Source organism: Treponema succinifaciens DSM 2489, assembly GCF_000195275.1.
Taxonomy (GTDB): domain Bacteria; phylum Spirochaetota; class Spirochaetia; order Treponematales; family Treponemataceae; genus Treponema_D; species Treponema_D succinifaciens.
Window position 1 is genome coordinate 2,286,932 of sequence record NC_015385.1, and the last position, 21,139, is coordinate 2,308,070.

The window sequence follows — 21,139 nt, forward strand, 5'->3', positions numbered from 1 at the left end:
AAATTTTACAATATACAAAAACTGACATTATTAATATAATCATATTGATACAATTTTTATATAACCAGAGAAAAATATGTTTACTTATGATTTTTCTAAAAAAGGAACAATGACTTTCTGTGATTTTTTAATCGAAAACATAAAATCAAAAATCATAGACGGAACATTATCTCCAAATGAAAAGCTCCCGTCAAAACGAACACTTGCATCTCACTTGGGAGTAAGCGTAATCACAGTTCAAAATGCCTACTCAGAATTAATAAGCCAAGGCTACATTTTTTCAATTGAGAAAAAAGGATTTTTTGTCACAGAACTTCCAAAAGAAATAAAATCCCTTTCATCAAATTCTTACAAACAGAATTTCAAAAAAGAAAAAAGCATAAAAAAAATAAATTCAAAAAACAAAGAAAAAATTTTCATAGACCTAAAATCAAATTCTATTGGCTGGGAAAAATTTCCGTTTTCAATCTGGTCAAAAATAATGCGAAAAGTCCTAAACAGTCCGCATGAAAATCTTTTAAAAAGTCAGCCGCTGCAAGGAACACTTGAACTAAGAGAAGCAATCTGCAAGCATTTGAAAAGCTTTAAAAACATAGAAGCAGTTCCAGAGCAAATTGTAGTAGGCGCAGGAACAGAAATGCTTTACAGTTTTGTCGTTCAACTTTTGGGAAATGAAAAAATATATGCCGTTGAAAATCCAGGATACAAAAAAATTGCACAGATTTTTGAAATGAACGGAGCAAACATAAAACATATTCCAATCGACAAAAACGGACTTAACATAGAAGCCCTAAAAAAAACAAACGCATCTGTAGTTCATGTAACTCCAAGCCATCACTTTCCAACAGGAATTGTAATGCCGGTAAAAAGGCGAATGGAACTTTTATTTTGGGCGCAAGAAAAAAGTGAACGCTACATAATTGAAGATGACTACGACAGCGAATTTCGATTTACTGGGAAACCAATACTTCCACTTTTGTGCGCTTCAAAAAATGAAAATGTAATTTACATAAATTCATTTTCAAAAACACTTTCGCCTTCTTTTAGAATATGCTACATGGTTCTTCCAAAAAAGCTTTCTGAAAAGTTCAATTCAAAATTCAACTTCTGTTCATGCACAGTAAATTCATTTGAACAGTATGCGCTTGCGGATTTTATAAAAGAAGAGCATTATTCCAAGCACATTATCAGAATGAAAAATTATTACAGAAATCTTCGCAATGAACTGATTTTTAAAATTGAAAATTCAGAGTTAAAAAATTTTGTAAAAATCCACGAGGAAAATTCAGGTCTTCATTTTTTGCTTTCAATAAATTCCAAATTCAGCGGAAAAACTTTAGAAACACGGCTTAAAAAAAATGGAATAAAAATTTCAGCGCTGAAAGATTTTTTTTATGAGCTTGAAGAATTTTCAATTTTTCCAGAAGAGAATAAAAATTTCCGAATAGACAAAACATTTGTTGTAAATTATTCAGGCATAGAAAAACAAAAGATTCCAAAAACAGTTGAACTGATTCTGGAATCTATAAAGTGAAAAAGAATATTAAAATTTTTTTTAGCTTCTAAAAATTATATCGCCGTTATAAGACATTTTTTCAATTATTGCGCCGCTTTCAACGTGAATGCCTTTTTCACGAAGCGCATCTCCGCCCGACTGAAATGCCTTTTCAATTGCAACACAAATTCCCTGCACTTTCGCGCCGGCGTTTTCAGCAATTTCAATCAGACCATTCATTGCATTTCCATTCGCAAGAAAATCATCTACCAAAAGAATTTTGTCATCAGAAGAAAGATATTCCCTCGAAATAACAATATTGTAATTGCAAGAATTTGTGTGCGACCAAACTGTAGAATAGTACACATCATCCGACAAAGCCGCACTCTTATGTTTCTTGGCAAAGAGAACAGGAACATTTCCAAATGCCCTGGCGACAGAACAGGCAACAGCAATTCCGCTTGCTTCAATTGTAACAATTTTTGTTATATCCACACCGTCAAAAGACTTTTTAAAATCCTCTGCCAATTTATCAAGCAAGTCAACATCAATCTGATGATTTAAAAAACTATTTACTTTTAAAATATTTCCCGGCAAAACAATGCCGTCTTTTTTTATTCTATCTTCGAGCAATTTCATAACGCAATATTAGAAAAAAAATAACATTTATGCAACACAGTTTTTAACGCTGCTTTTTATACTGATTTTTTTCAATTTGCTTTTGCCGCGATTTTTCCCTGTTCTGCTCAAGAAGCTTGTCTTTTTTTTCTTGCTTTTTATCAGCAGAAGTGTCCCACTCAACAGCAACAGAACGCTCCTGAATTGCAGGAATTCTAAGAAAAGTCAAACAGTCAGCGCGATGAACGGTTATTCCTCTGCTATGAGAAACATAACCGACAATCGGATCTCCGGGAACAGGCTTGCAGCATTGCGCAATAGTAACTAAAAAATTCGTATCATTTTCAATGCGGATTCTTCCTGTGAAATTTTGCGACTGCTGTTTTTTCAAGGCTGCCTTTCGTTTTCTCTCCGCGGAATTTTCTTCGGCAATTTTTTTAGAATACAAAGTGTTCGCCGCAATTTCCGCCTCACGTTTTTCCTGAGCCTCCTTGTCAATAAACGTCGGATCATTTTCAACAAGCCAAGAATGAATTTTTTGCCGCGCCTTTGAAGTCTTTACAGCTTGAAGCTGGCTTTGAGTCGGATGCGCCTGAGGATTCGTAAGAATTTCAATAATCTGCGTATTCTTTAAAGGCTGAGTAAGAGGAATTATTTTTCCATCAGCTTTTGCGCCGACAACTTTTTCGCCTATGCCGGAATGAATCGCATAAGCAAAGTCAATTGCATTTGCGCCAGCTGGAAGTTCCTTCACATCGCCCTTTGGAGTAAAAACATAAATTGAATCGCCAAGAAGATCACTTTTCAGTTCCGCAAAAAATTTCTCATCGCTCAAATCTTCATTCCGAAGCGCGCGCAACTGATTTATGATGCTCAAGTCTTCGGCTTTTACCATATCATGGTTTGTTCCCTTTTTATAAAGCCAATGGGAAGCAACACCATGCTCGGCAATACTGTGCATCTCCTGTGTGCGGATTTGAATTTCAAGAGGCTTTCCTTCGCAAATCACAGTTGTATGCAAAGACTGATAGCCGTTCGCTTTTGGCATTGCAATATAATCTTTGAATCTTCCTTCCATAGGTTTCCAAAGACCGTGAACAATTCCAATCAAAGTGTAGCATTCAGATTCCGTGTTGCAAATTATTCTAAGCGCAAGCAAATCATAAAGCTCGCCAGGCTCCTTGTTGCGTTTTCTCATTTTTTGGTAAATCGAATAAAAATGCTTTGCGCGGCTCGTTATGTTTACAGTTATTCCGGCTTTTTCTGTGGCTGTATAAATTTTTTTCACAGCATTATTAAGGTACTCGGATCTTTCTGCTTTTTTTTGCGCCACAATTGATTTTATCTGCTGAAAAACTTCCGGGTTTGAATACTTCAAGCTCAAGTCTTCCATTTCACTTTTTACATCAGACATACCAAGGCGGCTTGCAAGCGGACACCAAATGTCAATCACTTCTTTTGCAACTGCGCGCTGAGCCTGTGCGGAAACAAATTTCAAATTGCGCATACGATCAAGACGGTCAGCAAGTTTTACAAGAATAACGCGAATGTCGTCAACCATAGCAAAAAGCATTTTTCTTATGCTGTCGGCCTGATGCAAAGAAGTTGAATTTATTTTTAATCCAGTTATTTTCGCAGTTCCATTGCAAATTACAGCAATTTCTTTTCCAAACTTTTTTTCAATTTCTGGAAGACAGTCATTGTCTACATCAAGAATATTGTGGAAGAAGCCTGCAATAATTGTGTCCGCACCAAGATTTTTTTCAGCAAGAATTGTTGCAACTCTAAGCGGATGAAGATAATAAGGCTTTCCGCATTTTCGCTTAAGTTCAGAAGTTTTGGAAATTAAATAATCCCATGCGCTTTGAATTTTTTTCCATTCTTCTGGAGTGTAGTTTTCAGAAAATTTTTTAGAAAACTGGCTGATTAAAATTTCAGGATCAGTTTCTACAACTTCATCAATTTTTTCTGACATAGGCAATCCTCTTTGATTGACTATATCACATAACAAAACTATGGTCAAAAGCAGAAAAATTTTATCTTCCGCTGTCTCTGAATTTTCCTTCAATATAATCAGGATCTTTTGAGCGAAGCAAACTTCCCTGCTGAAGTTTCAGCCTTGTATAGAAAACGCAAGAATGCCCGTTGCAAACCCAATTGTACAATTCGCCGTTTTCTGGATTCACAAGCACAAAATCTTTTCCCCATAAAATTTTCTGCGCAACAGTGTCGGGAGAAACAATTTCAAGTTCTGTGGATTTTGTGATCATGTTAAGGCTTTCAAAGCTGTACATTTTAAATCCGTCAATTTTTTCAGCGAAAGGAAGATTCAAATCAGGATGCTCTGCAAATCTTTTGTCGGCGGCGGCTTTTGCTTCCGGGCAAAGCGAATTGTATTTTTCATCACGAATTTTTTTATTCAGCGCGGCTTTTTCAAGAATAGAGTTTTCATCCTGCAAAGAAAGCTCGTTTCCAAATTCCGCGGAAAGTTCAAACGGACTGTCGCTTGCGCCGCTTACCGCAACATCCGCATCAGATTTATTATAATAAAATCCTGTGGCAAACGGACGATGGCTTACTTTATAAAGTTCTTCAACAAAAGGCGTTGCTTCCTCCTGCGGAATTTTTCCTTCAAGCGCATCAATCGCCTTTCTGTAAGCCCGCGTAATCAAGGCAACGTAATAGACACTTTTCATTCGTCCTTCAATTTTAAGCGAATCCACGCCGGCATTCTTTAAATCCGCAAGATGATCTATCATGCACAAATCTTTTGACGACAACACGGCTGTAAAATTTTCTCCTTCATAAACTGGAAAAAATTCATCAGGGCGTTTATGTTCACGCAAAACAAGATTTCCACTTTCTGAAATTTGCTTGGCATTTTCTCCAAGGCTTGCAAGAACATCATAATCCCAGCGGCAAGTATGGCTGCAAAATCCTTCCTGCGCACTACGTCCATTTAAATACGCACTCATCAAGCAGCGGCCGGAATATGCGATGCACATTGCGCCATGAACAAAACATTCAATTTCCATTTCTGGAACTGAGTTTTTTATTTCAGCAATTTCTTTTAAAGAAGCCTCGCGTCCCATTACAACTCTGCTGAATCCCAGCGACTTATAAACTTTTACAGCTTCACGGTTCATGCAGCTTGCTTGCGTTGAAAGATGCAATGCCGCTTTTGGAAATTCTTTTTGAAGAATCGGAACAATTCCCAAATCCTGAACAATAAAAGCATCAATCGGATAATTTTTAAAATACGGAATATTTTGAATCAGCCTGTCAATCTCGTCATTATGAAACGCAATGTTCAATGCGCAGTGAAGTTTTTTTCCGGGGAACTGTTTTTTTAGTTCGCAGACTTTTTTATATTCATCTTCATAAAAATTGTCTGCCTTAACACGCAAAGAAAAATTTTTCAGTCCAATGTAAACAGCATCAGCGCCGTAAATATATCCGTACTTAAGTTTTTCAACATTTCCAGCAGGAGAAAGAAGTTCCATATTTTATTCCACCGCGATATTATTTTCACGCATAAGACGTTCCCGCTCTTTTATTTCGCTTTCTGAAAGTCCGTTTCTTTTGTTTATGTAGTGTCCGATTTTTTCAACAGCCTCGTGCGACTCAAGCAAAAATTCATCCGCCATCTGAAACATAAACATCATTTCCGGCCAGACATCCAAAACACATTTTCCGCCTGAATAAATAATTTTCTTCGCCAAACTTTCTGCGCTGTCAAGAAGAATTTCTTTTTCGCCACACTGAATATAAACTTCAGGAAAAGTTGAAAAATCATTTTCAGAAGCAAACAAAGGCGAAACCTGAATATTTTTTAAATTGGAAGAATAAGTGTAAAGATCAGATGCATGACGCAAATCTTCATTTCCCAAAATTTCATCGCGGATTTTTTTATTCGAAAGATTTTCAGTTGAAAGATCAAGCCAAGGAGAAATCAAAATTATTTTTGAAACCAAGCTGCGTTTTTTTTCTTCAGTCCTAAGCATAAGTCCCAACGCAATGCTCGCACCGCTTCCGTCTGCCGCAAGAATAATTTCCTTAGATTCATCATCTTCTAAAATTCCGCTGAAAACTTTTTCAACATCTTCAATTGAAGAAGGAAAAGGATAAGAAGGAGCAAGTCTGAATTCCGGCACAACAACTTTTGCAGAAACAGCATTTGCAAAGATTGAGCAAAAACTTCTCCAGCTGTCCCGCGAACCTCCAACAAAAGAACCACCGTGAACATAAATCACAATCCTGTTCGAAGCAAAAATTTCAGGAACAAGAATATCGCATTTTACGCCGCCGATTTTTTTCTCAGTGCGCTCAACATGATTCGGAATAAAATCCGCTTTGAATTTTTTTTCCAGCTTGCTTCTAAAAGCCTCAACTTCGTTTTTTGGAGACAAAACCAAAGCCTTAAGTTTTTTTACTGCGGCCTTTCTGTCAACTTTGATTTCCATAATTTTGAGATTATAGCAAATTACATGAAAACTTGCTATAATGCGTCCATGCCAATCAGAATTGATTCCGACCTTCCAGCCAGAAGCACTCTTGAAAATGAAAATATATTTGTGATGACAGAAGAGCGCGCAGTTTCCCAAGATATACGTCCGCTCAAAATTGCGATTGTAAATTTAATGCCGACAAAGGAAGTTACAGAAACTCAGCTTCTTAGGCTTCTTTCAAATACTCCGCTTCAAATTGACATTTCGCTTGTGCAGATGAAAGGACACATTTCAAAAAACACAGACAAAAATCATCTGGAAAAATTCTATATGTCATCGGAAGAAATCTTCAGCAGGAAATTTGACGGAATGATTATAACAGGCGCGCCGGTAGAGCAGATTCCATTTGAGCAAGTTGACTACTGGAATGAACTTTGCAAAATAATGGACTACGCGAAAAAAAATGTTTTCTGTACACTTTACATTTGCTGGGGTGCAATGGCAGGACTTTATTATCTGCACGGAATAAACAAGCACATTGTTGAAAAAAAGTATTCAGGAATTTTTTACTCAAAACTTTTAGACTCAAAAGAACCTTTAATGCGCGGCTTTGATGATTATTTTCCAGTTCCAACTTCGCGCTACACAAAAATACTCACAGAAGATATTGCGTCAAATGAAAAACTTTCGCTGCTTGCATATTCAGAAACAACTGGAGTTACACTTGCAAAGTCAAAAGACAACAGAAGTATTTTTATGACAGGCCACTTGGAATATGACCCTGAAACATTGGCAGAAGAATACAAGCGAGATTTAAAAAAAGGAATAAATCCATCAATGCCGGAAAATTATTTTACAGACAATGATCCTTCCAAGCCGATTTTTTCAAAATGGAGAAGCACAGCGCACTTGTTCTATTCAAACTGGCTGAACTACTACGTATACCAAGAAACTCCATATAGGTTTACTGGAGTATAAAGAGACTGAATAAGCAGAGTGATAAAAAAAAAAGAAAGGCTAAACCAGATAAAGGAAGCAGCGGACTCGCTTTTTGCGCAGATGCCGTACACCGAAATTGCTATCACGACGATTACGGACAAACTCATCTGGTCGCGTGCAAATCTTTATAAATACGTTACGACAAAAGAAGAGATTTTCCTTAAGATTTCCGCAATGCTCACCCTTTCCGCCGATGAAGCATACAAGCTCCAGCTGAACGCCCTGATGTTCGCTGCTACAAAAATCCGCTGATTCAACAGGCTCTTCAAAAAATCGGCATAACTCCGCCCAATATGTACTTCTATGAGGATATGCGCGACTTTGTCCTGATGAGAATTAAGTGGAGCTTAAGGGAACGATAAATAACGCCTAGTGGACTTGCCTTTTCTTCCGTTTCGTCTTCTATGGAGTATCAATAGTAGCTCTCTATGGACACCCTATAGCGTCCACTACGAACATCCCATAGAGCACTTCTACGCCCCCACCATAGCGAACGCTATGCACACCTCATAGTAGGCCTATATGGACAGTCCATAGAGAATTGCTAGAGTTCAAGTCTATGCTCGGCAATGACAGAGTTATAAAAATCTTTTATAGTGTCCATAGAGAATATTATAAACTAAAAAAACGGACAGTCTGATGGAAAAAAAAGAACGCGCGGCAAACAACAGGACATTGACGCTTGAACCAGAGGAAATTGAAGACTTGAAAAGCCGCCTGCTCACCGAATCGAATATTTCTGCGGAAACGGACATCGTGAACCGCACACTGAACGGCGATATTCTGAAAATGCTTGAGTTTACACCGGACGGATTCGCCGACCTGATTATCATTGATCCGCCGTACAATCTTTCCAAAAATTTCAACGGAATGAAGTTCGCCTCGCGCTCGCAGGAAGGCTATGACGAATATCTGGCGACATGGTTTCCGGCTGTGTGCAAAAAGCTCAAATCCAACGGCTCGCTTTATATTTGCGGCGACTGGAAATGCACTTCCTCTCTTCAGCGTGCTGTTGAAAGGGAACTTACAGTTCTGAACAGGATTACCTGGCAGCGTGAAAAAGGACGCGGAGCAAAGTCAAACTGGAAGAACGGAATGGAAGACATCTGGTTTGCGGTAAAAAATCCTGCCGACTATTATTTTGATGTTGAGGCCGTAAAGATGAAGCGGAAAGTCCTTGCGCCGTACAAGGCTGACGGAAAGCCGAAGGACTGGGATGAGGAATCGGAGGGAAACTTCCGGCTTACGTATCCTTCCAATTTTTGGGACGATATTTCAGTTCCGTTCTGGTCAATGCCCGAAAACACCGACCATCCTACGCAAAAGCCCGAAAAACTTTACGCTAAGCTGATTCTTGCAAGCTCGCGCCCCGGCGACATCGTGTTTGACCCGTTTTTGGGAAGCGGCACTGCAAGCGTTGTGGCAAAAAAGCTCGGCCGGCGCTTCTGCGGAATCGAACAGAACGAAGAATATTGCCTTTGGGCAGAAAAACGCCTTGCCCTCGCGGAAACCGACAAGTCCATCCAGGGCTACAGCGACGGCGTTTTCTGGGAACGAAATTCGGGTAAGTGGCAGGGGAAGTAGTTATTTCATTCCCCTTTCAGTTCGTTGAACTTCTGCTTCATTGTGGGATTGTTTTTCACAAGCTTTTTCACGGTCAAATCTTCAAGCTTGTTGTTCGCAAGACGATAGTTATTCTCGGAGCTAAGCAAATCCTCCTTCATCTTCTGCAGATTTGAAATCGCCTTGTCAATCTGTTCAACTGCGCTCATGAATTTACGGCTTGCAAGGTCGTAGTTTCGGCTGAATCCGTCCTTGAATTTGTTCAAGTCTTCCTCAAAGTGAGTGATGTCCATGTTCTGTTCCTGAATACGCCTAAGTTCACGCTTAGACTCAAGAGTATTCATAGCAGCGTTCCGCAGAAAAGTAATCACCGGAATAAAAAACTGCGGGCGGATTACGTACATCTTTGGATATTTGTACGAAACGTCCACAATTCCAGTGTTGTAGTAGTCATTGTCGCTTTCAAGCATAGAAACCAGAACCGCATACTCGCAGCCCTTCTCGTTCCTGTCCTTGTCCAGCTCCTTTAAGAAATCCTCGTTCTTGTGCTTAGTCGCCGTCTCGTCAGCCTGATTTTTCATCTCGAACATAATTGAAATGAATTCCACACCGTCGCCGCTCGCTTCCCTAAAAATAAAGTCGCCCTTGCTTCCCGAAGCACGCGAAACCTTGTTGTCCTTTTCAAAATACGAATTCTGAAAACCAAGCGCACGGTTCTTGTTGAACTCAGTAAGACAGAACTGCTCCAAATCCTCGCCAATCTGTTTAGTCGATTCCTTCGCCTTGAAGTCCTTGTAGAACGCAATTTCCTCGTCCTTCGCCTTGAGCTGCGCCGAAAACTGCTCTTTTATATAAGACACTTCGCTTTTCGATTTATTTTCAAGCACCGCAAAGTCGCTTTTAAGCTGAATTATTTCCTTTTCCTTGTCCTGAACTGCGGATTTCACTGCAATCTCAGAATCACGTTTGCCCGAACTAATCTTTTCATTCAAAAGCGCGATTTCCTGTTCCTTTGAGGCAAGAGCTATTTTCATCTCCGACTGCGACTTTTCCTTTGCCGCTCCAAGTTCCGCGGAAATCTTGGTAATCTGCTGATTTTTTTCCGCCAGCGCAGCCTGAAATTCCGATTTTGACTTTTGCTTTTCCGCCTCAAATTCCGCCGCAATTTTTGAAAGCTTAGCTTCCAGAGCCGCAATTTCCTTTTCCTTTTCGTTCTGTGCCTTTGAGACCGCAAGCTGAACCGCAGCATCTTTTTCCTTGCTCAAGGATACCGCGCGTTTTTCGAGCTCTTTTTCAAACTGCTCGTTGCGCACATCGTTCGCAATCGAATCATAAACATTCTGCTCCAGTGCAATCAGCTGCCCGCAGTTAGGACACTTTATATTCATTTTTCACCTCATTTCTTGCCATGCACATATAATATATACCATTTTTTGCAAAAACTGCACAGATTAACAAGAATTTTCCTTTCCATCTAAAAATGATTATCTTATCATTATGGTTTACGGTTACATTCGGGTCAGCACGGACAGACAGACGGTGGAAAACCAGCGGTTCGAGATTCTGCGGTTCTGCAAAAAGAATTCGCTTGAGGTGGGAGCCTGGATTGAGGAGACAATCAGCGGAACGCTCACGCCGGACAAACGCGAGCTGGGCAGGCTTCTTTCGCACATTCGCAAAGACGACCTGATTATATGCAGCGAACTTTCGCGTCTAGGCAGAAGTCTTTTTATGATTATGTCGATTCTGAACCTGATTATGGAAAAGGGCGCGCGGATCTGGACGATAAAGGACAGCTACCGCCTCGGAGACGACATTCAGTCCAAGGTTCTTGCGTTCGCGTTCGGACTTAGCGCGGAAATCGAGCGCAACCTGATAAGCCAACGCACAAAGGAAGCCCTCGCGCTCAAAAGGGCGCAGAACGTGCATCTCGGCCGTCCCAAGGGAAGAAAAAACAACGGGCATCTTCTGGACGGCGCGGAATTCCAGATAAAGACAATGCACCGCTGGGGCATGAGCATAAACCGAATCGCGCATTTTGTGGGTGTCTCCCGCAACACAATAAGAAGATGCCTGAGGGCGTAAATTTATCACGTCAAGCACGACAATGAAAGAGAGACAAGATCCAGGACAGTCTGTATAAGCTATACAGTTTTCCTGTGACGACGCTACAGTTTGGCTGTGCTTATTGTACAGTTTGGCTGTATAACAACTACAGACAAACTGTACAGCGTATTTTTAAAGTCTGTGCCTGTTATACAGTTTGACTGTAGCGCCGATTTTGCATTATAGCTCTCGTAAGCACAGGCACAAATTCTTTTTGCGGAATTTATATTAAAGAGTTAAAAATTAGAGCATCCCATTCGTTTGCAACACATTGGACGACTTTATAACCCAAAAATATGGAGGCGACCGGGAGAATAGGGCATTTACTTTCTTTCAAAATACTACAGAAAAATGTTTACATCAAACAGTTCTGGCTTAGCTAACAACCACTCCGCCGCCTGATGAATAATTTCCATAGGGATTGATAAAATTTGCAAGTTTCTTCTATTTATTTTATAGTTAAGGCTATGGACGAAATTGAAAAAAACAGGCTCGAACGGGCATTGGCACTTATACGGCAAATACTTCCACTTGTAGAAGCGGCGGAAAAGAAATTCAAAAGCGCGCGCAACTGGGGATTTCTTGATATGTTCGGTGGAGGAACGCTCGTTGACCTTATAAAGCATTACAAGCTGAATACGGCGGCAGACATAATGAACCAGATAAGTTTTCTTTTGCAGCAACTTCAGGCGGAACTTAGGCAGGTTGTAATTCCTGTGGATTTTAGAATGAACACAATGACATTTGCAACATTCGCGGATTTTCTTTTCGACGGAATACTTGCGGACACATATATGCAGTCCAAGATAATGAAAAGTCTTGATCAAGTACGGGAGCTAAAGAACCGCCTTATTTTGCTAGAAAAAAATCTTTCCGCACTAAAACAAAGAGGATAAAAATTATTGCTCAGTAGTTTCTTCTTCTGAATTCTTTTTAGGGTTTAACTTTGGATTCAAGACCCAGCTGCGCACAGTGTCCCGGGAAAGTCCGTACATCTTTGCAAGCTTTTTGTAGCCGCAAGTTCCCATCTCGTACTTTCCTATAACTTCAAGCTTAAACTCTATAGAAAATTTCTGCTTTCCCATAATCTGTTCCCTGATTTTATTTTAAAAACAAGTTTTTATTTCTAAACTGCCTCTAAAAACTAAAGTTTCCAGAGACAGTTTAGATTCAAACTTTAAATTCGTCAATTCTACTGCCAATATTCCTTATAGAATCGCTCATATCATTTGAAATTTTAAACAAAGACTTTCCAGTATCAGAAACAGAACAAATATCCTGCTCCATTTCAGAGATTCGGATATTCATTACAGAAGTCGCCTCTTTTAATTTTGATACCTCTTCAAGAATAGACTTGTTCTTTTCATTCATCGTTTCATATTTAGACTTGAATTCATTGGAACTGTCTCTCATAATCGCAAGAGATTCGTTTATCTGCGAAGAACCTTCCTGCTGCTCAAGCATCGCATTTTTTATTTCCTGCATAAGTTGGTTTGTAGCTTCTATTTCCTCAACAACAGAATCAAAAGACTTTGTGGATTCTTCCGAAGCAGAAACTACATCTGATATAGAATTCTGTATTCCGCTCAGCTGCTCGCTTATACTATGTGACTGGGAAGAAGATGTTTCTGAAAGTTTTCTAATTTCATCGGCAACAACACTAAATCCTTTACCAGCCTCTCCTGCATGAGCAGCTTCAATTGCGGCATTCATAGCAAGAAGATTCGTCTGTTCAGCAATAGATGCAATAACAGCATTCGCATCCTGAAGACTTGCCGATTTTCCCGCTATGTGCGCTATTTTTTCACTAACATTGTCCTGCATAGAAGAGCCGTTCTGAGCATCCAAAAGAAGCATTTCAAATCTTTCAGCCATCTTTTCAACAGAATTATTTACAGAATGAATATTTCCAACCATTTCTTCAACAGCGGCAGATGCATTTTCTGTGCCTTTTGCCTGCTCAAGCACAAGACTATCCAGCCTGCTTATATTGTCCGCAACTTCGCGTACAGAATCAGTTGTAGCATCCACACAATTTGACTGCTTTGAAATTTCCTCATTCACTATATCAATATTTGAAACAATATTTGAAATAGAAGAATTTGAGTTTTCTGCCGAACACTGCAACTTTGAATCAAAACAAAGAAGCCTATCCTTTGAAGCCTTTACATCGCTTATAATTTTATGCAATTTTTCTATAAACTCATTGAATCCGGAAACAACCTCACCAATTTCATCATCTGAATAAATTTCGATTCTTTTTGTCAAATCTCCATTTCCAGAAGCAATCATTTTTATAGAAGATTTTAAAACATTAAGCGGCTTCAAAAGTTTCAAGACGAATGCTGAAACTATGAAAACCGCAAAAAACGTAAATACACAGAAAATCACAACAGCAAGCAAAAAAAGCCTGTTCAGTCCACCCAAAAAGTCATCAGCAGGAGCAGAACAGATTACAGTCCAGTCAGTATATCCGCCTACAGGATAATAAGAAACGCTGTATTCTTTTTTTGTATTTTTATCAACGCAGAATTCAGAGCCAAATTCTCCAGATTTTATTTTCATTATAACAGATTCAAGCTCTGCCGGAACATTGTCATAAAGGCTTTTTTCCTGCTTTAAAAACTCAACATCGGAGTGCGCCACATATTTTCCAGTCTTAATATTAATTACATAAGGATGAGAATTTTTTCCCATAATCATCTCAGAAACTGTCTGGCAAAGTCCAAGGCTATCTACAACAGCACCTGCCTGCCGGCTGTCCTGACCATAAAAAGGAACAGCGTAAAAAGTCGAAAGCTTTCCATTTACGGGACTCCAGTTTGGATCAAGAATAGCAACGTTTCCTTTTAGGGCTTTTGTTAAATATTCTCTTGTGTGCAAGTCCTGATATTTTCCTGTAGTTGTATAACCTATGCCTTTCTCATCATAAATTGCCATTCCAATATAAGAAGAATCTTCCTTGCTAATGGCATTTATCATTTCCCATTTTTTTCTAATGTCTACAGATTCATCACGAATAAGCGGCAGTTTTGAAAGGGAATCAAGCATTTTGTACTCCCTGTCATTTATGTTGTGAATCTGCAGTGCGGTAGAATACGTGAAGCTTGAGTTTTGTTCAGCAAGGGATTTCATAAGTTCGTTTCGTGAATTTACAAATAAAAAGCAAACAAGAAACAAATTTGAAACAATAATTATTGAAAGAATGGAAACTAAAAGGCGTGCCTTTAGGCTCGAAAAAAGTTTTTTTTGCATATATCCCCCCTGCAACTGCAACTAAAATTTATCCCGCCTCCAGGGATGCTGCCGCAATTGCATCTTTGCAATCAAAAAACAAAATAATAATACCCCCCCCCAGTCAACATTGTCAAGCGATTTGTTTGTATAGAACTGCCTCTATACATAAAATTCGCATGCATTTTTTCTTACCGCATATTCAGCGAATTGTCATTTCCATGCCCCGACACGGGAGTCCACTTAACAACAACAAATAGATTATCGGGTCAAGTAGGATAATGACAAAATACATTGTAATTCAAGCAGGTTCTTAAGGCGCAGCCCTAAGTGTTGCAAGGAAAGGATGGTGGCAGGGAGGGAGAGAAAAAGGCGATTGAATCGCTTCGCTTACGAGCTAGTTGTTTTTTTCCTCCATAACTAAAGAATAGACAGAACAGGGCATTTTTTATATAATATGCTGAAATTTCTAAGGCACTATAGCTGCCAAATTTCATTTCAAGAGGGCAAAATGGCATACTTTTACGAAGAACCGTCTCACACATTCGGTGAGTATCTGTTAATTCCCGGCTACACATCCGCAGAATGCATTCCAGAAAATGTTTCACTGAAAACACCTGTTGTAAGATTCAACAAAAAATCAGGCGAAAAACCTTCGCTTTCAATGAACATTCCTTTGGTAAGCGCAGTCATGCAGTCGGTTTCTGATGACAAAATGGCAATTGCCCTTGCAAAAGAAGGCGGAATCAGCTTTATATTCGGTTCGCAGACAATCGAAAACCAGGCGGCAATGGTTGCGCGCGTAAAATCATACAAAGCAGGATTTGTAACTTCCGACTCAAATATCCGCCCGGATCAGACTCTTGAAGAAGTTGTATCTTTAATAGAACAAACCGGACACAGCACAATCGCCGTAACAGACGACGGAACTGCGCACGGAAAGCTTGAAGGAATTATCACAGAGCGCGACTTTAGAATCGACCATGTTCCTGCAAACTCAAAAGTAAACGAATACATGACGCCATTTGCAAAGCTTGTTACTGGTAAAGACGGAATCACTTTGAGCGCAGCAAACGATTTAATATGGGCGCACAAAGTAAATCAGCTTCCTATAATCGATGACAAAAATCATCTTGTTTCAATTGTATTCAGAAAAGACTTCGACAACCACGAAACTCATCCAAATGAGCTTATGGACACTAACCACAGATACATTGTTGGAGCAGGAATCAACACACGCGACTATATGGAAAGAGTTCCAGCTCTTTTGAAGGCTGGTGTTGACATTTTGTGCCTTGACTCAAGCGAAGGATATTCAGAATGGCAGGCAAAAGCTCTCCACGACATCCACGAAAAATTCGGCAAAGATGTAAAAGTTGGAGCTGGAAACGTTGTTGACCGCGAAGGATTTATGTTCCTTGCAGAAAACGGCGCGGACTTTGTAAAAATCGGAATCGGCGGCGGCTCAATCTGCATTACACGCGAGCAAAAAGGAATTGGACGCGGACAAGCCACAGCTACAATCGAAGTTGCAAAAGCGCGCGATGAATACTACTCAAAGACAGGAATCTACGTTCCAATCTGCTCAGACGGCGGAATCGTTCACGACTACCACATAACACTTGCTCTTGCAATGGGCGCGGATTTTGTAATGCTCGGACGTTACTTTGCAAGATTCGATGAGTCTCCTACAAACAAGCTTATAATCAACGGAAACTACGTAAAGGAATACTGGGGCGAAGGAAGCAACAGGGCGCGCAACTGGCAGCGTTATGACCTCGGCGGAAAAAAGGGAATGGCGTTTGAAGAAGGCGTTGACTCTTATGTTCCTTATGCCGGACGCTTGCACGACAATGTTTCACTTTCAATGAGCAAGGTAATCCACACAATGTGCAACTGCGGCGCGCTTTCAATTCCAGAACTTCAGCAAAAAGCAAAACTTACACTTGTTTCATCTACAACAATCAGCGAAGGAAGCGCGCACGACGTTACAGTACGCAACACTTCTATTCACAGCTGAAACTAAATTAAAAATTCTAGGCAAAAAGCCTTGGAGGAATTATAAATGAATGTTGTTATCATTGGCGCTCAGTGGGGCGATGAAGGAAAAGGCAAAATTGTAGACTACCTTGCAAAAGACGCAAAATATGTTGTCCGCTATTCAGGAGGTCCGAACGCAGGACATACAATTGTTGTAGATGGAAAACAATTTGCGCTTCATCAAGTTCCAAGCGGAATCCTTTATTCAGACAAAAAGGTTTTTCTTGGAGCAGGAATGGTAATCGACCCGGAAGCCCTGTTCGAAGAGCTTAAGATGATAAAAGACAACGGCGTGGACTGGGAAGGCAGAGTATTTATTTCTGACCGCGCGCACCTTATTCTTCCAAGATACCGCCAGATGGACAAAGACAGAGATGCGTCCCGCAAACGTCCGATCGGAACAACTGGACGCGGAATAGGAATCGCATACAGCGAAAAAGCGCACCGCGACGGACTTCGGCTTGCAGACTTGGACTGGACAGAAAAGCTTGCTGACCTTGAAAAAGAAGACCTTGACTATCTTGACAAATACAAAGAACAGCTTTTGCAGATGCGTGTAGACCTTACACAAAAGATGTGGGAATTCCGCAAGGAAAACATTCTTTTTGAAGGCGCACAGGGCGCAATGCTCGACATTGATTCTGGAACATATCCTTATGTAAGTTCCGGAGCTTCTTGCGCGGCGGGAGCTGCTACAGGCTGCGGAATCGGTCCTCACAATCTTGACCACATTCTTGGAGTTTTCAAGGCTTACGAGACACGCGTAGGAAACGGTCCGATGCCAACAGAGTTCAACGCCACAAGCGAAGGCGAGCTTTGCCAGTATGTGCGCGACACAGGACGTGAATACGGAGTTACAACAGGAAGAGCCAGAAGATGCGGCTACCTTGATTTGGTTGCATTGCGCTATGCCTGCCGTGTAAACAGCTTGGACAGCCTCGTTCTTACACACCTTGATATTTACGATGCAATGGATCAGATTGAAGCTTGCGTTGGCTACGAAATAAACGGAAAAATTGTAACAGACTTTCCTGCAAACATCGACCAGCTTAACAGCGCAAAGCCGATTCTTCAGAAATTCTCAGGCTGGAAAACTTCGCTCAAAGAATGCAGAAGCTATAAAAAAATGCCAAAGAATGCGCGCGCTTACGTGGAATTCATTGAAGCATTTACCGGCACACCAGTAAGCATTATTTCCGTAGGCTACGATCGTGACGAAACATTCATCCGCAAAAACCCTTGGAAAAAGTAAATCTACAGTGTTGTTAAAATGACAAAGCCCGTGCAAGTTTTTTGCACGGGCTTTGTCATTTGCCTTAATAAAATTTTCACACAGCCTTTTTATACATCCAGACTTTTGACTTCCATCTAAAAATCATCAGAATTCCGCGGAAAAGCTCATCGCACGCCATAGCAATTATAACTCCAATGAATCCCCAGCCAAACAAAACAGCAAAGACATAAGAAAGCAAAGTTGAAATCATCCAGTTTGAAAAGATTCCGGCTCCAACAGGAAAGTGAATGTCTCCAGAAGCCATAAGGCACGGAATAATGATAACATTTATGGAACGCCCTAGCTCAAGGAAAAATGTTACCGGCATTACAGAAAGTATTATAGAAGTAATCGCCACGTCCGTAGTAAAAAATGCAATCATCTGATGGCGGAAAATAAAAATCACAGTCGCAAAAAAAAGACTCACCGCGCTTCCAGAAATTTGATAGCAAAAAACATTTTTGTACGCAGTCTGCTGAAGTCCTGCGCCGCAATAATGTCCGGTCTTGATTTGAGAAGCCGTTCCTATGGAAATAGCAATCATGTATATAAAACGCAAAATCGTCATAAGATAAGTGAACGCGGCAATAGCTTCTGTTCCAAACGTTGTAATTATTATCATTATAACAAGCTGCGACAAATTCCAGGAAACACTTTCGCCTGCGGTAGGAACTCCAATTTTAAGAATCTGTCTCCATTCGCTTTTTACAATTTTAAACGGATTTTTTATTGAATACTTTGAATCTTTTAAGCAAGCGATTCTAACAGAAAGAATAATAGCTCCTGCAAACTGGCTTGCAACTGTGGAAATTGCAACGCCTTTAACGCCTAAAATCGGAAGACCGAACCAGCCGTACAAGGCAAGAGCGTTGCCCACGATATTTAAAGAGTTCGCAATTGCATTTACAACCATAGCGTCTTTTGTGTGTCCGTAGCTGCGCAAAATAGAAGACTGAACAATAGAGATTCCGCTGAAAACAGAAAACGCTGAATAAATAAAAGCGTACTGGCTTGCAAACAACCGCACTTCATCGTCAATGTTGTATTTTTTTAGAATTTGCGGAATTAAAAACGCGAACACAAGACCAAAAAACAAACCGAACACAATTACCATCTGCAATGCCGTCCGGGAAATTTTCTTGGCTTTTTCAACCTGCCCTGCTCCCAAAAAGTTTGTAAGGGAAATAGTCGCGCCGTTTGGAATCACTTGCAGCAAGACAAGAAGAAACCAAGTGTACTGGGTTATAAGACCGACAGCTGCAACTGCCTTGTCCGAATATCCAGACAACATAAAAACATCAATACTGGAAAATGCAAGAAAAAGAAGATTTTCAATTACAAGCGGATAAGCGATTTTTCTAAGCGGAGTATCGTTTACTTTGTCAATAAGTTTTTCTTGAGCCATAAAACACCTCGAAGTTCAAACTTATACAGCAAAGAATTTTTTTAGTCAATAGATTTTATCAGAGATTTCGTCAAGGATTTTTACTACATCATGCGCGCCGTCTACAAGGATTCCGCCCATGCCAAGCTCAAGCGGAAGCGCAATGTCTATGTCAAATCTGTCGCCCACAGAAACACACTCGCTGAATTCACTTGAAGTCTTTTTTGCGGCAAGCTCAAGCATTTCCTTTGCGGGCTTAGACTTCATGCAAGTATCAAGTCCAATTACTTCTGGAATAAGATCTGAAATTCCAACTGCATCCAAAGTTCTTCTTGCGGCTTTTACAGGATTGTTCGTAACGCAAATTAAGTTGAAAGATTTTTTTAGCTCCCCAAGAAATTCTTTTAGCTTTAAATCTGGCGAAAGAAATTTTTCCGGCTGCAAAAGCTCATTGCGCCACTTTATGCTAGTTTCAATATCCACACCGAACGCAGGAAAAGTGTTTCCCAAGCTGATTTTTTTTCCACCGTGTTCCGCGCTCCATTTTTTTCTGTAGTCTTCAATCATGCTTCTTGCGGAATCTTCGGAAATGCCGTTTATGTGCGCGTAATGCCGAATCTGAACATCAACCTGCTCCGCAACAAATTCCGGGCTTGTGTAAAGAGTTCCGTCAATGTCAAAAATAAAAGTTTTAATTTTCCTAGGAATTGAATAAAGCTTCACGTGCGCCCAAGCCTTTAGTAGTTCTGCGGATAAAAAGTTTCCGCCTTGGAAAACAAGGATTCAGATGCGCAAACCAAATTAGGAAAAACTTTCAACGCTGTAAATGCAAACGCGGCATCTCCCAAAAGTTCTGCGTCAGGGCAATAAGGAACTGAAATTTTCATTCCAGTTATGTCGGCCTTCATCTGATTCCAAAGCGCGCTTTTTGCCTGTCCGCCTGCAACTCGCATTTCATCAGGAAACGGAATTCTTTTTTTTGCAGCGGCATCTTTTAAAATTCCAAGCGCATCTTTTAAATTCAGCGCAGTCTGAATCATAAGATACTTGCCTTGATCTAAAGAAGCATTTGTTCCGTCGTTTCCTATTATTTCCTGAACAAGAACCGAATATTCAATCTGGCTTCCAAGCTCGCGTTCAATTTTCAATTTAAAAGAATCAAACTTTGAGCCTGAATCAGGAAGCAAAACAGAAGCGTTCCAAAGTTCCGGAACAACAGAAGGAAGCGTCCTTATTTTTTCACCTTCAAGAGGAACAGCCGTGCAGAAGTTAAGACCTTCGCTTGAACCTGCCCTGTCGCACAAAACGCCCGGCTTTACAGTCGCAGTGCCAACAAGCGCAGAAATAAAATCTGGAGTGCCGCAAAAAACAGGAAGCCCTTCTTTTATTCCAAATTCTTCCACGCCCAAAAATGAAGACGCTTTTCTTGAAAGTCCGGCAACCTTGTGAGAAGGCTCTGTAAATGAAGGAAGTTTGTTTATTTCATCATTTGAAAATCCGCTTTCCAAAAGAAGCTGCTTGTTCCAATATGCGGACTCAAATCTTTTTTCAGGAAGAATTGTACAAGACTCCCCGGTAAGAAGCCACAGAAAATATTCAGGACCACTGTAGACTAGCCCGCTCTTTTTCCATACATCGGAAAACTTGTCTTTAAACGCAAGCAAGCGCGGAATAAAAAGTGAACTGGATTTCAACTGAACAACTTTTTCATTCCATAAAAGAGTTTCGCCTGACTGGGCAACAAGAGTAGGACCGTTTCCGCTTACGCAGATTCCGCTTGGACGGATTTCCGGCGACTGAGAAACTAAATCCTGCAAAGCATTCTGAAAGGCAGGAAGCCATTCCTTTGAAGCGTGTTCCGTATTGCAAAGCAAAAATGGACGGCGGCTGAACGCACTGATTTTTCCTTTTTCAGAAACAAAGGCAGCCTTTAAAGAAGATGTTCCAATATCAACGGCAAGAACAGTTTGTTCCATAAC

The 21,139-nt window shown here is 40.3% G+C and carries 18 protein-coding genes; 8 read left to right on the forward strand and 10 right to left on the reverse strand.

The annotated features are described in order from the left end of the window. Positions 1–76: 76 nt before the first annotated feature. A complete protein-coding gene (pdxR, locus tag TRESU_RS10870) occupies positions 77–1,534 on the forward strand; it encodes a MocR-like pyridoxine biosynthesis transcription factor PdxR (protein ID WP_013702260.1) in 1,458 nt (485 codons plus the stop codon). A 21-nt stretch (positions 1,535–1,555) separates the two neighbouring features. Here the strand turns inward: pdxR and TRESU_RS10875 are convergent, their stop codons facing one another. The 4 genes from TRESU_RS10875 to TRESU_RS10890 form a co-directional block, all read right to left on the reverse strand. Further along, positions 1,556–2,134, reverse strand: a complete 579-nt coding sequence (locus TRESU_RS10875) for a xanthine phosphoribosyltransferase (protein WP_013702261.1) — start codon at positions 2,132–2,134, stop codon at positions 1,556–1,558. A 43-nt stretch (positions 2,135–2,177) separates the two neighbouring features. Further along, positions 2,178–4,088, reverse strand: a complete 1,911-nt coding sequence (locus TRESU_RS10880; protein ID WP_013702262.1) for a RelA/SpoT family protein — start codon at positions 4,086–4,088, stop codon at positions 2,178–2,180. 61 nt (positions 4,089–4,149) lie between these two features. Continuing rightward, the gene (locus tag TRESU_RS10885; RefSeq protein ID WP_013702263.1) at positions 4,150–5,616 is read right to left on the reverse strand and encodes a peptidase U32 family protein; all 1,467 of its coding nucleotides are present in this window, start codon (positions 5,614–5,616) and stop codon (positions 4,150–4,152) included. 3 nt (positions 5,617–5,619) lie between these two features. Beyond that, a complete protein-coding gene (locus TRESU_RS10890; RefSeq protein WP_013702264.1) occupies positions 5,620–6,576 on the reverse strand; it encodes an alpha/beta hydrolase fold domain-containing protein in 957 nt (318 codons plus the stop codon). Positions 6,577–6,624: 48 nt separating this feature from the next. Here TRESU_RS10890 and metA point away from each other — a divergent pair, with 48 nt between their 5' ends. From metA to TRESU_RS10905, 3 genes are all read left to right on the forward strand, one after another. Beyond that, positions 6,625–7,539: a homoserine O-acetyltransferase MetA gene (gene metA / locus TRESU_RS10895; RefSeq protein WP_041612416.1), complete on the forward strand. Its 915-nt coding sequence runs from the start codon at positions 6,625–6,627 to the stop codon at positions 7,537–7,539. Between the two features lie 18 nt (positions 7,540–7,557). Beyond that, positions 7,558–7,812, forward strand: coding sequence for a hypothetical protein (locus TRESU_RS10900; protein ID WP_013702266.1), 255 nt, complete (start codon positions 7,558–7,560; stop codon positions 7,810–7,812). A 387-nt stretch (positions 7,813–8,199) separates the two neighbouring features. After that, on the forward strand, positions 8,200–9,144 hold the full coding sequence (locus TRESU_RS10905) for a DNA-methyltransferase (RefSeq protein ID WP_013702267.1): 945 nt from the start codon (positions 8,200–8,202) through the stop codon (positions 9,142–9,144). A gap of 5 nt (positions 9,145–9,149) precedes the next feature. On the opposite strand, the gene TRESU_RS10910 is transcribed toward TRESU_RS10905, so the two are convergent. Then, entirely contained in the window at positions 9,150–10,511 is a 1,362-nt protein-coding gene (locus TRESU_RS10910; protein ID WP_013702268.1) for a DUF2130 domain-containing protein, read from the reverse strand. Between the two features lie 109 nt (positions 10,512–10,620). Between TRESU_RS10910 and TRESU_RS10915 the strand changes: the two genes are divergently transcribed. Next, positions 10,621–11,208: a master DNA invertase Mpi family serine-type recombinase gene (locus tag TRESU_RS10915; RefSeq protein WP_013702269.1), complete on the forward strand. Its 588-nt coding sequence runs from the start codon at positions 10,621–10,623 to the stop codon at positions 11,206–11,208. A 488-nt stretch (positions 11,209–11,696) separates the two neighbouring features. Next, the gene (locus tag TRESU_RS10920; RefSeq protein WP_013702270.1) at positions 11,697–12,125 is read left to right on the forward strand and encodes a hypothetical protein; all 429 of its coding nucleotides are present in this window, start codon (positions 11,697–11,699) and stop codon (positions 12,123–12,125) included. Between the two features lie 3 nt (positions 12,126–12,128). Here the strand turns inward: TRESU_RS10920 and TRESU_RS10925 are convergent, their stop codons facing one another. Both TRESU_RS10925 and TRESU_RS10930 read right to left on the reverse strand, forming a co-directional pair. Beyond that, a complete protein-coding gene (locus tag TRESU_RS10925) occupies positions 12,129–12,314 on the reverse strand; it encodes a helix-turn-helix domain-containing protein (RefSeq protein ID WP_013702271.1) in 186 nt (61 codons plus the stop codon). Between the two features lie 85 nt (positions 12,315–12,399). Next, entirely contained in the window at positions 12,400–14,484 is a 2,085-nt protein-coding gene (locus tag TRESU_RS10930; protein WP_013702272.1) for a methyl-accepting chemotaxis protein, read from the reverse strand. A gap of 490 nt (positions 14,485–14,974) precedes the next feature. Here TRESU_RS10930 and TRESU_RS10935 point away from each other — a divergent pair, with 490 nt between their 5' ends. Then, positions 14,975–16,483: an IMP dehydrogenase gene (locus TRESU_RS10935; protein ID WP_013702273.1), complete on the forward strand. Its 1,509-nt coding sequence runs from the start codon at positions 14,975–14,977 to the stop codon at positions 16,481–16,483. Positions 16,484–16,528: 45 nt separating this feature from the next. Next, entirely contained in the window at positions 16,529–17,755 is a 1,227-nt protein-coding gene (purA, locus tag TRESU_RS10940) for an adenylosuccinate synthase (protein ID WP_013702274.1), read from the forward strand. 76 nt (positions 17,756–17,831) lie between these two features. On the opposite strand, the gene TRESU_RS10945 is transcribed toward purA, so the two are convergent. The 3 genes from TRESU_RS10945 to TRESU_RS10955 are packed head-to-tail and all read right to left on the reverse strand — an operon-like array spanning position 17,832 to position 21,136. Continuing rightward, positions 17,832–19,181, reverse strand: a complete 1,350-nt coding sequence (locus TRESU_RS10945) for an MATE family efflux transporter (protein ID WP_013702275.1) — start codon at positions 19,179–19,181, stop codon at positions 17,832–17,834. A 45-nt stretch (positions 19,182–19,226) separates the two neighbouring features. Then, positions 19,227–19,883 carry an HAD family hydrolase gene (locus tag TRESU_RS10950; RefSeq protein WP_013702276.1) on the reverse strand — a complete coding sequence of 219 codons (657 nt, stop codon included), beginning with the start codon at positions 19,881–19,883 and terminating at the stop codon, positions 19,227–19,229. A gap of 14 nt (positions 19,884–19,897) precedes the next feature. Further along, on the reverse strand, positions 19,898–21,136 hold the full coding sequence (locus tag TRESU_RS10955; protein WP_169309766.1) for an FGGY-family carbohydrate kinase: 1,239 nt from the start codon (positions 21,134–21,136) through the stop codon (positions 19,898–19,900). Positions 21,137–21,139: the final 3 nt, after the last annotated feature.